Source organism: Microbacterium deferens (assembly GCF_045517775.1).
In the GTDB taxonomy this organism is placed as follows: domain Bacteria; phylum Actinomycetota; class Actinomycetes; order Actinomycetales; family Microbacteriaceae; genus Microbacterium.
On sequence record NZ_JBEUWT010000001.1, the window covers coordinates 2024820 to 2037903 of the forward strand.

General features: G+C 70.6%; 13 protein-coding genes and 2 pseudogenes. 9 read left to right on the plus strand and 6 right to left on the minus strand.

From position 1 onward, the window contains the following. The first annotated feature begins 6 nt into the window (after positions 1–6). On the plus strand, positions 7–1224 hold the full coding sequence (locus ABTU82_RS09590) for an MFS transporter (protein ID WP_407173120.1): 1218 nt from the start codon (positions 7–9) through the stop codon (positions 1222–1224). A 25-nt stretch (positions 1225–1249) separates the two neighbouring features. Here the strand turns inward: ABTU82_RS09590 and ABTU82_RS09595 are convergent, their stop codons facing one another. Beyond that, entirely contained in the window at positions 1250–1468 is a 219-nt protein-coding gene (locus ABTU82_RS09595; RefSeq protein ID WP_116647120.1) for a DUF3073 domain-containing protein, read from the minus strand. Between the two features lie 141 nt (positions 1469–1609). Between ABTU82_RS09595 and ABTU82_RS09600 the strand changes: the two genes are divergently transcribed. Next, a complete protein-coding gene (locus tag ABTU82_RS09600) occupies positions 1610–2158 on the plus strand; it encodes a universal stress protein (RefSeq protein WP_116647121.1) in 549 nt (182 codons plus the stop codon). Positions 2159–2161: 3 nt separating this feature from the next. Here the strand turns inward: ABTU82_RS09600 and ABTU82_RS09605 are convergent, their stop codons facing one another. The 3 genes from ABTU82_RS09605 to ABTU82_RS09615 form a co-directional block, all read right to left on the minus strand. Beyond that, complete coding sequence (locus ABTU82_RS09605) at positions 2162–2770, minus strand: PadR family transcriptional regulator (protein WP_116647122.1); 609 nt, start codon at positions 2768–2770, stop codon at positions 2162–2164. After that, a complete protein-coding gene (locus tag ABTU82_RS09610; protein WP_116647123.1) occupies positions 2767–3642 on the minus strand; it encodes a DUF4097 family beta strand repeat-containing protein in 876 nt (291 codons plus the stop codon). Before ABTU82_RS09610 ends, ABTU82_RS09605 begins: the two co-directional genes overlap by 4 nt. A gap of 123 nt (positions 3643–3765) precedes the next feature. Continuing rightward, complete coding sequence (locus ABTU82_RS09615) at positions 3766–4104, minus strand: winged helix-turn-helix transcriptional regulator (protein WP_116647124.1); 339 nt, start codon at positions 4102–4104, stop codon at positions 3766–3768. A gap of 67 nt (positions 4105–4171) precedes the next feature. Here ABTU82_RS09615 and ABTU82_RS09620 point away from each other — a divergent pair, with 67 nt between their 5' ends. From ABTU82_RS09620 to ABTU82_RS09645, 6 genes are all read left to right on the plus strand, one after another. Then, positions 4172–4840 carry an FMN-dependent NADH-azoreductase gene (locus ABTU82_RS09620; protein WP_346427028.1) on the plus strand — a complete coding sequence of 223 codons (669 nt, stop codon included), beginning with the start codon at positions 4172–4174 and terminating at the stop codon, positions 4838–4840. 90 nt (positions 4841–4930) lie between these two features. Further along, positions 4931–5197 (plus strand): DUF7218 family protein, encoded by a 267-nt coding sequence (locus ABTU82_RS09625; RefSeq protein ID WP_116647126.1) that lies wholly within the window; start codon positions 4931–4933, stop codon positions 5195–5197. Between the two features lie 4 nt (positions 5198–5201). Beyond that, on the plus strand, positions 5202–6164 hold the full coding sequence (locus tag ABTU82_RS09630) for a DNA topoisomerase IB (protein ID WP_407173122.1): 963 nt from the start codon (positions 5202–5204) through the stop codon (positions 6162–6164). A gap of 25 nt (positions 6165–6189) precedes the next feature. After that, positions 6190–6555, plus strand: a complete 366-nt coding sequence (locus ABTU82_RS09635) for a fluoride efflux transporter FluC (protein WP_116647128.1) — start codon at positions 6190–6192, stop codon at positions 6553–6555. Beyond that, positions 6552–6920 (plus strand): fluoride efflux transporter FluC, encoded by a 369-nt coding sequence (locus ABTU82_RS09640; RefSeq protein ID WP_407173123.1) that lies wholly within the window; start codon positions 6552–6554, stop codon positions 6918–6920. Before ABTU82_RS09635 ends, ABTU82_RS09640 begins: the two co-directional genes overlap by 4 nt. A 91-nt stretch (positions 6921–7011) precedes the next feature. Next, positions 7012–10248 (plus strand): efflux RND transporter permease subunit, encoded by a 3237-nt coding sequence (locus tag ABTU82_RS09645; RefSeq protein ID WP_407173125.1) that lies wholly within the window; start codon positions 7012–7014, stop codon positions 10246–10248. Positions 10249–10288: 40 nt separating this feature from the next. On the opposite strand, the pseudogene ABTU82_RS09650 reads toward ABTU82_RS09645, so the two are convergent. Together ABTU82_RS09650 and ABTU82_RS09655 are read right to left on the minus strand one after the other, a co-directional pair. Beyond that, positions 10289–11113 (minus strand): annotated as a pseudogene (locus ABTU82_RS09650) (DUF998 domain-containing protein); the annotation flags it as partial. 21 nt (positions 11114–11134) lie between these two features. Beyond that, positions 11135–12040, minus strand: a complete 906-nt coding sequence (locus tag ABTU82_RS09655) for an aldose 1-epimerase family protein (RefSeq protein ID WP_407173127.1) — start codon at positions 12038–12040, stop codon at positions 11135–11137. A 314-nt stretch (positions 12041–12354) separates the two neighbouring features. Here ABTU82_RS09655 and ABTU82_RS09660 point away from each other — a divergent pair. After that, positions 12355–13084 (plus strand): annotated as a pseudogene (locus tag ABTU82_RS09660) (DEAD/DEAH box helicase); the annotation flags it as partial.

The following is a 13084-nucleotide window of genomic DNA, read 5'->3' on the forward strand; positions in this document are numbered from 1 at the left end:
GCGGTCGTGAGCGGTCCCTCCCGGCCGGTCGGCCGTGTGCTCGTCGTCGTCGGCGTCGTGCTGATGGCCGCGACCCTCCGCATCGCCGTGGCGTCGCTGTCGCCCGTCATCGATCGCATCGATCGCGATTTCGCCCTGCCGGCCGCGCTCGTCGGGCTCATCGGCATGGCGCCTCCGGCGGCTTTCGCCGTGATGGGGATGCTGACACCCGCCATCGAGCGGCGGGTCGGCCTCGAGCGACTCGCACTGGCGGCCGTCGCCGTCGGGGCCGCGGGGCTCGCCGCCCGCGCCCTCGCCTTCGACGCCTGGTCGCTGTTCGCCGTCACCGCCGTGCTGTTCGCCGCCGTCGGCGTCGGCAACGTGCTGCTCCCCGGCATCGTGAAGAAGTACTTCCCCCGCAGCGTCGGTGCGATGACCGCGGTGTACACGACCGCGATGACCGTGGCCACTTTCGTGCCGCCGTTGTTCGCCGTACCCCTGGCCGACTCGCTCGGCTGGCGGCTGTCGTTCGCGGTGTGGGCGGCGGTCGGGGCCGCTTCCCTCATCCCCTGGTTCGTGATCGCGCTGCGCGCCCGGCGCTCGTCCCGTGACGCGATGGCGGGGCCGCGCGTCGACGTGGTGCGTCGGCTCGTGCGTCTGCCGCTCGCCTGGGCCCTCGCCGGCACCTTCGCGGTGAACGCCTCGATCGTCTACGCGGCCTTCGCGTGGCTGCCGGCGATCCTCGTCGACGTCGCGGGCTCATCGTCCGAGGCAGCGGGAGCGTTGCTCGCGCTGTTCGCCCTGGTCGGGCTGCCCTGCACGCTTCTCGTGCCCCTGCTCGTCGCCCGCTACCGCGTGATCCGCAGCCTCTACGCGGTGGCGGTCGGCGGTGGTCTCGTCGCGATCGCCGGACTGCTCTTCGCGCCGGCCGCAGCGACGGCGCTGTGGGTCGTGCTCCTGGGACTACCGCCGCTGTTGTTCCCGATGATGCTGGTGCTGCTGGGGCTCCGCACGCGCGCGCACGACACCGCCGTGGCGACGAGCGGGTTCGTCCAGAGCGTCGGCTATGCTTTCGCGGCCCTCGTACCTTTGGCGATCGGGGTCACGCATGAGGTCACCGGCGGCTGGACGGCCGCGCTGGTGATCCTCGGCGTCGTGATCGCGATGGCCGCGCCCGCCGCGTTCTTCGTCGTGCGCTCCGGCACGGTGGAAGACGAGTGGGAACGACGACACGGTCCCTGGTGAGGAGTCGACGCCGTGTCGAGAAGCCTCAGCGGCTCACGTGCGGGGTGGACGACTGAGGAGTGTCTTCCTCTTCGCCTTCTTCGTCGTCGTCGAACTCGTCCGCCCACTTGTCTTCGTAAGCGTTCTCGTCGGCGTCGGGGTGCCCGAGCTCGCGCTCGAGTGCCGAGTAGTTCACCGACGGGCTGAACGACTTGAGTTCCCGGGCGATCTTGGTGTGCTTCGCCTTTTGACGGCCACGCCCCATGCGAGACCCCCTCATTTGACTGACGCGGGCTTGTCCAGCCCGGTATTCGCGGATCCGGATTGAAGCCGGTAAGAGTAGCATTCAGGATATCACGGTGGCCTCCTGCGCTTCCCGCGCCGGGGGGGCGAGAGGACGCGAGCGATGAGCGACGAAGCATCCCTGCTGCCCGACGGGCCGGTCTCCGGCTCGCCCGACGTGCCGCGCGGCGCGGTGATCGCCGGTGTCGCGCCGGGCGTGAGTCCCCGGGTCGTGGTCGAGGCCGCGCGATTCGCGAGGCTGTCGTCGGCGCCCCTCGCGGTCGTGCACGTCGATGTCAGCCGGTTCGTCACGTTCGAAGATCCCGACGGCTACGTCCACTCCTCGCAGGTCGAGCTGGCCGCCGACGCCGCCCGGGCCCAACTCGAAGAGGTCGAGGGAGCCGCCCGCCGCGCTCTGGTCGACACCGACGTCGCGTGGTCGGTGCACCAGCTCGTCGGAGATCCGGCGACGGCGCTGGCGCGACTCGGCGATCGGATCGACTCTCCTCTGCTGGTGGTCGGCACCCGCCGTCGGGGCCTCGGCGAGTCGATCCGCGAGTTCTTCACGGGATCGGTCGCCGCCCGGCTCACCCACCGGCAGCACCGGCCGGTGCTGGTGGTCCCGCTGGGTGAACCGGTGCCCGACGACCAGGAGATCGACTGGGGACTGTGATACTCAGCCCTGCATGGCCCGGGTGAGGGCGCGGGATGCGTCGTCGAGTGCCGCTTCCAGGGCGTCCACCGTCGAGGCGGTGAGCGTTCCGCCCCGAGCGACGCGGGTGCGCAGGTCGCTGCGGACCCGCGCTCGGAACTCGCTGACGAGGGCGTCGGCCCGGTGCAGCTGCTCACGGCTGCGGATGCGGGGATCGTCGTCGGCCGAGGGCGGCGCGGGCTCGGCGCGCTCCTCGCGGGAGGCGGCGGCGAGATCGGCGCGGAGGCTTCGCATCGCGTCACGGACGCTGCCGCGCACCTCCTGGGCGATGAGCCTCACGCTGTCTGCGAGGTCATCCTGGATGCCGCGGAGGTCGCCGGCGCGAGCGGCCACCTCGGTGCGACCGGCGTCGGTGATCTCGTAGACGGTCTTGCGCCCGTCGACGGTCTTCGTCACGAGTCCCTCCTCCTCGAGCTTGGCCAGGCGGGGGTAGATCGTGCCGGCCGAGGGTGTGTAGGTGCCGCCGGTGCGGTCGGACAGCGCCTGCATGAGGTCGTAGCCGTGTCGCGGCGACTCGTCGAGCAGACTCAGCAGATAGAGGCGCAGATCGCCGTGCGAGAACACCGGGCTCATCGCTCTTCCTCCGAGTCGTGCTCGTGTGCCGCGGGCGTCACGGCGGGCGACTCGGTCGAGGCGAGCGCCGGGCGGCGCAGCACCGTCAGATCGCCCGAGACGGCGTTGGTGCGGATGTCGACGAAGTTGCCCGCGAGCTCACCGGACGAGCCGGTGTAGTTGGTGGGCCCGGAGCCCGAACGCACGACGCCGTCGATCTGCACGCGTCCGCTCACGGTGCGCACGACGTAGTTCGCGGCGAGCCCCTCGTCGAGGCGCACGGTGGCGTTGCCGCTGACGGTGTTGACGTTGATGGCGTGGACGGGGCCGCTCGGGTCCACGAGCACCGATCCCGAGACCGTGTCGACGGAGGTCCGGGTGATCTCGCCGGTGGCGGCGACATCGCCCGAGACGCTGTTGGCGGTGAGTGCACCGCGGAGCTCCCGCACCTGCACGTCGCCGGAGACGGCGTTGAGGGTGAGGTCGCCGTCGAGTCCGTCGACGATGATGTCGCCCGAGACGGTGTTGAGCCGCGCCGAGGTCGTGAGGCCCGCCACGAGGGCGCTCGCGCTCACGACGCCGAGGGTGAAGGCGATGTCGCGGGGTACGGCCACGCTGATCTCCGCCTTGGGGCCGCCGGCCCCGAAGTTGCGGAACACTTCGAGGAAGTTGTCCCAGCGCAGCTGCGGGTGGTCGATCTCGAGCGCGTCGCCCGACATCTCGATGCGCAGGTCTTTCACCGTCACGCCGTGCACCTCGATGCGCACGCCCGGTTCGTCATGGGCGACGACGTCGATCTGGCCACCGACGAGGCCGGCCTTCAGCGAGCGCACCGTCTCGATGTCGATGACGCGCGTCTCGCCCGGGTGGATGATCCACTTCTCCACAGTCATGGTCGACTCCTTCACATAGTCGCGATATATCGCGTTGCGAAGAAGGTAACACGATATATCGCGTCTTACCAGAGTCATTGTCGATGAGTCGCGCGCGGTGGCTCGCGTGCGACGGGCGGCGCGTCAGGCCGGGCGGGTGAGGTGGATGCTCGCCCAGTCGCGGATCTGGTCGAGCGCGGGAACGAGGGCGCGCCCGCTGTCGGTGAGGTCGTACCGGACGCTCACCGGCGGGCCGGCCGCGACCGTCCGCGTGACCAGGCTGTTCGCGGCGAGTTCGCTCAGGCGCTCCGAGAGCATCGAGTCGCTGATGCCGTCGAGGGCTCTCCGCAGATCGGAGAAGGATGCTTCGCCGCCGCCCAGGACGGCGAGGATCATGCCGTTCCAGCGCTTCCCCAGCACGACGAACGCGTGGGTGAGCGCGGCGTCGCAACTCCGCGCGTCGTGAGGGCTCGCCGCATCCATGGAGTCAGTCTACTGTGCTATCTTTTGCGTGGTCACTAGTAATTAACGAGTGACAAGGATTCGAGAAGTGGAGAGTGCCATGGTTCTGTTCCGGTTGGATGCGAGCATCCGTCAGGAGGGGTCGCTCAGCCGTGAGCTGGGAGACGTGGTCGAGGCCGAGTGGTCGGCGTCGCACCCCGATGCCACGATCGTTCGTCGTCACGTGGGTGTCGATCCCGTTCCCGCGCACGCCTGGGCTGCGGCCGTCTCGGCCGGCGTCACGGCGCCCGAGCAGCGCACAACGGCGCAGCGCGACGCGGTCGCGCTCGCCGCGACGTTCGTCGACGAGCTGGTCGAGGCCGACGCGTTCCTCTTCGCCGTACCCCTGTACAACTTCGGGGTCTCGCAGCACTTCAAGTCGTGGGTCGATCTCGTCGTCACCGACGAGCGGATGCAGCCCGGTGCAACGACCCTGCGCGACCGCCCGGCCGTCCTCGCCACCGTTCAGGGCGGCAACTACCGCGACGGCACCCCGCGCGAGGGATGGGACCACGCGACAGGATGGATGCGGCGCATCCTCGCCGACGTCTGGGGAATGGACGTCCGCGTCGTGCAGCGGGAGTTCACCCTCGTCGGCGTGAACCCCGCGCTCGACCAGTTCGCCGATGCCGCCGCCGAGATCGCGCGGGAATCGCACGCTCAGGCACTCGAGCACGGCCGGTTCCTCGCCGACGCGCTCTCCCGCGCCGCCGCGTGAACGTGCTCGGCGCCGCGGTGTCAACCCCGCGGCGCCGAGCACGCTGCTCGCTCTACTCTCGGGCTCAGTTCGGTGACGGAAGGAGCCGCCATGCCCGGTGAGCGCGGATCGAGTCTCAAAGATCCAGACATGTACGAGGAGCTGCGCAAGGACGGCGCGTCGAAGGAGAAGGCCGCTCGCATCTCCAACGCCGCCGCGGCGCAGGGGCGCTCGCGCGTGGGATCGCGCGGCGGCCAGGCCGAGGACTACGAAGACCGCACGGTTCCCGAGCTGAAGGCCCGGGCCAAGGAGCTCGGTCTGAGCGGATACTCGGGCAAGAAGAAGGCGGAGCTGATCGCGATGCTCCGCGAGCACTGACCCCGTGGCGCGACTCCTGCGGGTGCGCCCGTACGAGGATCCCGGTTTCCGCCGGGTGCGGTCGGGCAGCGGATTCCGCTACGTCGATCACGCCGGCGGCACCGTCGCCGCGCACGACGCCGAACGTGCGCGCACGCTGGTGATCCCGCCGGCGTGGCGCGAGGTGTGGATCTCGCACGAGCCGCTCGCGCACATCCAAGCCGTCGGCACCGACGAGGCGGGTCGGCGCCAGTACCTGTACCACGCCGACTGGTCGAAGCGCCGAGACAAGGGCAAGTTCGCCCGTGCCCTCGCGCTCGCCGACACGCTGCCGCGCGCGCGAGGGCGCGTCACGCAGTCGCTGCGGCGCCCCGAGCTCGATCGTGAGCGCGTGCTGGCGGTGTCGTTCCGGCTCCTCGACCAGGTGGCGCCGCGCGTGGGCTCGGCGCGCTACTTCACCACCAACGGCAGCCGGGGCCTCACGACCCTGCAACGCCGCGATGCCACCGTCGAGGGATCGCACGTCGAGCTGTCGTTCCCAGCCAAGAGCGGCAAGCGGGCCTATCTCGAGCTCGACGACGACGACCTCGCCGCGGCCCTGGGCGAGCTGGCCGCCGGGCGGCCGCGTGCACCCCTCCTGAGCTTCCGGAGGGGGAGACGGCGTGTGGCTCTGCGCCCCGGCGACGTGAACGCCTACGTGCGGGTGCTGACCGGCGGGTCGTTCTCGGCCAAGGACTTCCGCACGCTCCGCGGCACGGTGCTCGCCGCGGAGGCCCTGGCCCGCATCGGCACCGTCGATACCGCGGGCGAGCGCAAGCGGGCGGAGCTCCTCGCGATCCGGGCGACCGCTGAGGGGCTCGGCAACACCCCGGCCGTCGCGAAGAGCAGCTACATCGACCCTCGCGTCTTCGAGCGCTACCGCACGGGCACACTGTTGAACCTCGAGGGCTCGCGCGACAACGCGATCCGCGCGCTCATCCTCGGCTGAACCGGAGTACCCGTAGGGTGGGGCCGTGTTCTCGTGGTCGCACCTGGGGCTGGTCGCCCTCGGCGGTGCGCTCGGCACGTCCGTTCGGCTCGCGCTCACCCTCGCTCTCGGCGATGCGCTGGGGGTGGCCCTCGTCCCCGTGATCAACGTGGTCGGGGCCTTCGCCCTCGGATTCGTCATCGGGTCGCTCGCCCGCCTCCCCGCCGGCCCCCGCGCGCGAGCCGCGCAGATGTTCCTCGGCACGGGCGTGCTGGGCGGGTTCACCACCTACAGCGCGCTGGCTCTGGAAGCATCCGATCCCTCGCTCCTCGCCTGGGGGATCGGATCGGTCGTCTTCGGCGCGGTCGCCGCGTGGGCGGGCCTGCGCGTGGGATACCGGGGCCGATCGTGAGTCCGCTGGTGTTCGTCGCCGCGGCCGTCGCCGGGGGGATCGGCGCAGCTGCGCGCTACCTGCTCGACCTGGCGGTGACACGGATGCTGGGCACCCGGGTCCCGTGGGGGATCCTGCTCATCAACCTCACCGGGTCGTTCGCGCTGGGCCTCGTGTCGGCCGGTGTCGTCGGCGCGACGGGCGTGTGGGTCCTCGGCGCCGGACTGCTCGGGGGGTACACGACCTTCAGCTCGGTCGCCGTGACCACCGTCGTGCTCGCGGACGAACGCCGTCCGACCGCAGCGACCCTCTACGCGGTCGGCACGTTCGTCGGGTCCACCGCCGCCGCCTTCGCGGGGTCGGCGGTCGGTGCGATTCTCGGCTGATCCCCCGGCCGGACCCGATGCCCGCGTGGAATACTGAATCCGATACATCTCTGTATCGTCCCGAAGCACCCGCGATCCGCGAAGGACCCCCGTGTCGAACCTCGCCGTCCTCAGCCTGAAGAACCGGGCGCTCATCGCCCTGGTCACCATCGTCGTCGCGGTGTTCGGAGGCCTGGCGCTGACGAGCCTGAAGCAGGAGCTCATCCCCTCGATCGAGCTGCCCGTCCTCTCGGTCGTGACGACCTATCCCGGCGCCTCGCCCGAGGTCGTCAGCAACGACGTCTCGACGCCCATCGAGACGGCCATCCAGGGGGTCCCCGGCCTCGAGTCGACGACCGCCACCAGCACGACCAACGCCTCGATCGTGCAGGCGTCGTTCACGTACGGCACCGACCTCGCCACCGCCGAGCAGAAGATCACCCAGGCGATCAACCGCATCACGGCGCAGCTCCCCGCCGATGTCGAGCCGAACGTCGTGTCGGTGAGCATCGACGACTTCCCGGTCATCCAGATCGCCGTGACCGGCTACGCCGACGCCGACACCGCACAGGCGACGCTCCAGTCGACGATCGTGCCCGACCTCCAAGACGTCGACGGGGTCAACGCCGCGCAGGTCGTCGGCGGCGTCGGTCAGCGCATCACGATCACCCCCGACCAGACAGCGCTCGCCGAACGCGGGTTCTCGCAGCAGGCCATCACCGACGCTCTCGATCAGAACGGCGTGCTCTTCCCCGGTGGCGAGATCACCGAGGGCGAGCAGACCCTGACGGTGCAGACCGGCGCGAAGATCACCTCGGTCGACGACCTCTCCGCCCTCCCGCTCGTCCCCACCGACGCAGCTCAGGTCGCCGCCGGGACGACGACCATCGCCGACGTCGCCACCGTCGAGCTGCAGGCCGACCCGGTGACCTCCATCTCTCGCGTCGACGGTGAGCCGGCGCTGACGATCGCGGTGACGAAGCTCCCCTCGGCGAACACGGTCGACGTCTCCCGGGGCGTGCTCGCGGCGCTCCCCGGGCTCGAGTCGTCGTTCGAGGGCGCGACCTTCACGGTCGTCTTCGATCAGGCTCCGTTCATCGAGCAGTCGATCGAGTCGCTCGCCCTCGAGGGATTGCTGGGGCTCGTGTTCGCCGTCCTGGTGATCCTCGTGTTCCTGCTGTCGGTGCGCTCGACCCTCGTCACGGCGATCTCGATCCCGACGAGCGTGCTCATCACCTTCATCGGCATCCAGGCCTTCGGCTACTCCCTCAACATCCTCACGCTGGGCGCGCTCACCATCGCCATCGGGCGCGTGGTCGACGACTCCATCGTCGTGATCGAGAACATCAAACGCCACTACGTGCGGGGTGCCGACAAGACCCAGGCCGTCCTCCTGGGCGTCCGCGAGGTCGCCGGCGCGATCACCGCGTCGACGCTCACGACCGTCGCCGTCTTCCTCCCGATCGCCTTCGTCGGCGACCTCACGGGTGAGCTGTTCCGACCGTTCGCCCTCACCGTCTCCATCGCGATGGCCGCCTCGCTCTTCGTGGCGCTGACGATCGTGCCGGTGCTGGCCTACTGGTTCCTCCGGCCCGGCAAACCGGTGACCGACGCCGACGGCCGCTCGATCGATCCCGAAGACCCCGCCGCGCCGCCCAGCGGGCTCCAGAAGCGCTACCTCCCGGTGCTGCGCTGGACGCTCGCCCACAAGGCGGTCACGCTCGTGCTCGCCGCGGTCGTCTTGGTCGGCACCGGATTCCTCGCTCCGCTGATGAAGATCAACTTCCTCGGCGACTCGGGCCAGAACACCCTCACCATCACCCAGGAGGTCGCCCCGGCGGCGAGCCTGGAGGCAGAGGACGCGGCCGCGCAGCGCGTGGAGACGGCCCTCGAGGGCGTCGCCGGCATCCGCACCGTGCAGGTCTCGATCGGCTCGACGGGTTCGGCTCTGCGCGATGCGTTCAGCGGCGGGGGAGCAGGCATCACCTACTCGGTGACGACGGACACCGATGCCGACCAGGAGGCCGTGCGCCGCGACGTGCAGAACGCGATCGCCGATCTCGACGACGTCGGCACGGTGTCCGTCGCCGCATCCGGTGGCGGGTTCGGCTCCAGTGACATCGAGATCGACGTGACCGCGCCCGACGGGTCGACGCTGCAGGAGGCCACCGACGCCGTGGTGACCGCGCTCGACGCGCGCGACGACATCGGTCAGGTCACGAGCAACCTGTCGGATTCGCTGCCCTACATCGCAGTGTCGGTGGATCGCGATGCCGCCGCGCAGCGGGGGTTGTCGGAAGTCGCGGTCGGCGGCCTCGTCTCGAACACGATGCAGCCCCGCTCGGCGGGCACGGTCGAGATCGACGAGACCTCGTTGACGGTCTACATCGCGGCCGCCCAGAGGCCGCTCACCATCGACGAGCTGGGGGCTCTCAGCATCCCGACCGCGACGGGCATCGTGCGACTCGACGAGATCGCCACGGTCGCCGAGACCCAGGGGCCGACCTCGATCACCACGGTGCGCGGTCAGCAGACCGCCACCGTGACGGTCGCGCCGGACGGCGACGACCTGACCGCGGCGTCCGCTGCGGTCAACGCCGCGCTCGCCGACGCACAGCTCCCCTCGTCGGCGGACGCCGAGGTCGGGGGCGTGCTCACCCAGCAGCAGGAGGGCTTCGCGCAGCTCGGGCTCGCGATGCTCGCGGCGATCCTGATCGTCTACATCATCATGGTGGCGTCGTTCCGGTCGTTGCTGCAGCCGCTGCTGCTGCTCGTGTCGATCCCGTTCGCGGCGACCGGGGCGATCCTGCTGCAGATCGTCAGCGGGATCCCGCTGGGCATCGCGTCGCTCATCGGCGTACTGATGCTCATCGGCATCGTCGTGACGAATGCGATCGTGCTGATCGACCTGGTCAATCAGTACCGGCGGAAGGGTCTGGACGTCGCCGACGCGATGATCGCGGGAGGCTCACGGCGACTTCGTCCGATCCTCATGACCGCGCTCGCGACGATCTTCGCGCTCACCCCGATGGCCCTGGGAATCACGGGGCACGGCGGGTTCATCTCCCAACCGCTCGCGATCGTCGTGATCGGCGGTCTGGTGTCGTCCACGGTCCTGACGCTCCTCGTGCTGCCGACGCTGTACGCCCTCGTGGAAGGGGCGCGTGAGCGGCGCGCAGCACGGCGGGGCGCACCGGCTGGGGGCGACGCGGAACGCGTGTCAGCGACTGCGTCCGGTTCTGCGGGCGGCTCGTCGGCCGCAGCGCACGCCGGTGCGAGCGCACCGCACGGTGACGACGCGGCACCGGCGTCGCGGCGGGAGTACCGACGGGAGCACCCGGAGAGCTGACGGTCTGCACGCGAGCCGTGAGGCTCCGCGTGAAGATTCCCGACCAGGCGAACATCGCGCTGGTGGCGATCACCTCGAACAACGCCAGGTTGATCGTCTCGGTGACGAAGAGCCACGCGCCGATGAAGATCACCACGAAGACGATGCTGGTCGTCAACAGCAGGCGCTTGGGCATGCGGTGCAGGAAGATCGGCGACGTCAGCAGGAGAGCGGCGAAGCCGAGCACCATGGAGCCGGCGACGTTGTCGTGCAGGGTCTTGTTCACGTTGAGCGGGATGCATCCGACCAGCGAGAGATTCACGCCCACGACCGACAGGCAGATCTGCGCCACCAGGGGCGCACCGCGGCGGACGTAGACACGACGGATCCGCCGCAGGTCGCGCCCCACGCTGCGGGCGTACAGGGTCACCGTGATCCCGGCGATGATCAGCGTGCCGTTGAAGAAGCTCCCCGAGGTGTCGCGGTACGTGCCCAGCTCACTGAAGTGCAGCTGCCACCACAGCGGCTCGGTCGTCGTGAGGACCGACAGCAGGATGCCGCCGACGAGGATCACGAGGGATGCTGCGCCGAAGTGCATCGTCGTCAGCCGCGCCGCGGCGGCGCGGGCCGACGGCACGGAGAATCGGAGGGGCAGGGGTGCAGCGACGCTCGACGCGGGCATTTTCCATCCAGGACTAACGGGGCGTTCTCCCCCCGCGGGACCCCCAGCCCCTTCTACCCCTACGGAAAGCGAACGCCGGGATCCATCCAGAATTCGCTCCCCAGCGCGACGGCAAGCCGTCGTGCACATGGTACCGCCCGGATGAGTCGGGCAGATGACGGGTCGACATCGAATCCGTGCTCGGCCGCGTGCGCGGCGGGGCATGGCCCCCGCGAGAGCGCGGAGCTAGGCGGTGAGCTCGATGCCCCACTCGAGGGCCCACGTCTCGCCCGGTGCGAGACGGCGCAGGTCGGTGCCCGAGTTGAACGCGTTCGCCGGGGCCGTCATCGGCTCGATGGCGACGGCCAGGGCTCGGTCGGGGTAGCGGTCGGTCGTGAACACCTGGGCCCACTCGAAGCCGACCCCCTGCCACAGCGTCGACACCCGGCCGTCGGGCGCGGTGAGGGTATGCCGGATGCGTCCGTCGGCGTCGCGCGCGAGCCCACGGTAGGCGGTGTCGAGCGAGAGGTCGCCGATGCGCCGTCCGTCACGCAGATCGGTGCCGGCATCGACGGGCTGCTCGTCGACCGGGATCTTCCGATCGTCGAGGACGAGTCGGGTCGTGCCGCTGGAGCGGATGACGAGGTCTGCCGTGTCGACACCGCCGATCTCCAGGAACGGATGCGTTCCGAGCGCGACGGGCGCAGACCCCGTTCCCACGTTCGTCAGCTCGTGGGACACGTGCACACCGGTCGCGGTGAGGGTGTAGGTCACGGTGGTCGCGAGGTGGAACGGATATCCGGTCTGGGGGTAGACGTCGGCGCGGAGCGTCACTCGATCGGTCGCGTCGGAATCGGCCGCGTAGGGCGCGAACCGCAACAGACCGTGGCTGGCGTTGCCGAACGCGGGCTCGCTCACCGCGAGGCGTCGTTCCTCGCCGTCGTCGTGCCAGATTCCGTCGCGGATGCGATTCGGCCACGGCACGAGCACGACACCCGACGCCGACGGCGTCGGAAGCTCGTCGGCGTAGCGGGAGACGAGGTCGGTGCCCCCGACGGTGAGGGCGCGCAGTGATGCGCCGACCTGCGCGATCTCCGCGATGACGTCGTCGCGGCGGAGGACGAATCGGCGTCCGGTCGGATCGGCGGTCATGGGGTGCTCCTCGGTTCGGGCGGAGTGCGAAGCATCCGCTCACCACAGCGTAGGAGGTGGCGGGCGCCGCCCGGGGGAGCCGCGTCGTCAGACCGTCGGGCGCCTCACAGGCAGCTGGGGTAGCGTTGGCAGGTCGGCGGAGGACACCGCGCCACGGGCGCGGGCATCTTGTGTGAGTCCTCGGGGCCGATTCTCGGGGCCCGATCCGCGGCCCCGGACCATCTACTGGAATGGCCCCCCGGCCGACGACCGCCCGGGTTTCCCGCTGCGCGCGGGCGCTGTTCTCGTGTGAGAACCGAGAAGGACAACCTCCCATGCCCAAGAGCAAGAAGCCGGCCGGCGGCCGGCCCGCCAAGAACTTCGAACCGCGCTACGGCGACAAGCCCGCGTACCAGGATCGCAAGCGCCACGGCGACGGGGCCTCCGCCTCGAAGCCCGGAAGCAAGAGCCCGAGCCACCGCGGATACCGCGCGGCCGAGTCGACCGAGGCGGCACCCAAGCGTCGCTGGACGGCGCAGGAGCGCGCCGGCCGCGACGAGTCGCGCGGCATCCGCACCCAGGCCGGCGGCGCGGGTCGCAGCGACGACCGCCCGCGTCGCTCGTTCGACGACCGCCCGGCCCGTTCCTACGACGATCGCCCCGCGCGGTCGTCGGAGCGTCCCGCCCGTTCGTACGACGACCGCCCCGCCCGGTCGTCCGACCGCCCGTCCCGCTCATTCGAGGGGCGTCCGGCTCGTTCGTTCGATGACCGTCCCCGTCGCGACGACCGCCCCGTGCGCACCGACCGCGTCGACCGTACGGAGCGTCGCACCACGGGCGACGCGCGTCCGTCGTACCGCGACGACCGTCCCCGTCGTTCGTTCGACGACCGTCCGGCGCGCTCGTCCGATCGTCCGGCTCGGTCGTTCGGCGACCGCCCGGCGCGCGATGACCGTCCGGCGCGTTCGTTCGATGACCGTCCCCGTCGTTCGTTCGACGACCGTCCGGCGCGTTCGTTCGACGAGCGTCCCGCCCGTTCGACCGATCGTCCGGCTCGGTCGTTCG

Bases quoted from the DNA above. Each gene is read 5' to 3' on its own strand.
- ABTU82_RS09595 (WP_116647120.1), bottom strand. From the start codon at position 1,468: ATGGGGCGTGGCCGTCAAAAGGCGAAGCACACCAAGATCGCCCGGGAA.
- ABTU82_RS09600 (WP_116647121.1), top strand. From the start codon at position 1,610: ATGAGCGACGAAGCATCCCTGCTGCCCGACGGGCCGGTCTCCGGCTCG.
- ABTU82_RS09605 (WP_116647122.1), bottom strand. From the start codon at position 2,770: ATGAGCCCGGTGTTCTCGCACGGCGATCTGCGCCTCTATCTGCTGAGT.
- ABTU82_RS09610 (WP_116647123.1), bottom strand. From the start codon at position 3,642: ATGACTGTGGAGAAGTGGATCATCCACCCGGGCGAGACGCGCGTCATC.
- ABTU82_RS09615 (WP_116647124.1), bottom strand. From the start codon at position 4,104: ATGGATGCGGCGAGCCCTCACGACGCGCGGAGTTGCGACGCCGCGCTC.
- ABTU82_RS09625 (WP_116647126.1), top strand. From the start codon at position 4,931: ATGCCCGGTGAGCGCGGATCGAGTCTCAAAGATCCAGACATGTACGAG.
- ABTU82_RS09655 (WP_407173127.1), bottom strand. From the start codon at position 12,040: ATGACCGCCGATCCGACCGGACGCCGATTCGTCCTCCGCCGCGACGAC.